This window comes from Nocardia acidivorans NBRC 108247 (genome assembly GCF_001625085.1).
GTDB lineage: Bacteria > Actinomycetota > Actinomycetes > Mycobacteriales > Mycobacteriaceae > Nocardia > Nocardia acidivorans.
The window spans coordinates 1-617 of the sequence record NZ_BDAW01000159.1; the positions used below are offsets into that span (position 1 = coordinate 1).

Consider the following 617-nt stretch of genomic DNA (forward strand, 5'->3'; position numbering starts at 1 on the left):
GCGCGAGCGCCGGTGCGACGACCGCGGGGGCCGGGACGCTCGGCGCGGACGGAATCTCCAACGGAACCGCCGGGGCCGGGGCGGGCGCATTCGGCGGTGGAATCAAGAGCAGCAGCAGTGGTGATGCGCAGACACCCGCCGAACCGACTCCCGCCGAGCCCACGGCGGCGGAACCGACTGCGGCAGAACCGACATCGGTCGAACCTGTCGCGGCCGAACCCGCACCGCCCGAACCGATCGCCGCGGAGCCGACCGCCGCTGAGCCCACACCGGCGCTCCCGCCGAGCGCGGAACCCACAGCGGCGGAACCGATTCCGGCCGAACCCACGGCGGCGGAACCGGTGCAGAGCGCACCGAGTCCGGCCGAGCCGACCGCGGCGGAGCCCACCGCCGCCGAACCGACCGCGGCGGAACCGGTACCGAGCAGGGTGGCCAGCAGACCCGCGCCCGCGGAACCCACCCCGGCGGAACCGAGACCGAGTGCCGATCCGGTCCCCGCACCGGCGGAACCCACTGCGGCAGAGCCCGTTCCGAGCGCGGCCGAACCCGTCGCACCCAGACCCAGGGCCGCCGAACCGGTACCCGCGGCCGCGGAACCCACCGCGGCGGAGCCGGTC

1 pseudogene is annotated in these 617 nt (G+C 76.3%); it reads right to left on the reverse strand.

Features of this window, described 5'->3' with window-relative positions:
• A pseudogene (locus NA10_RS37900) lies at positions 1-617 on the reverse strand (hypothetical protein); the annotation flags it as partial.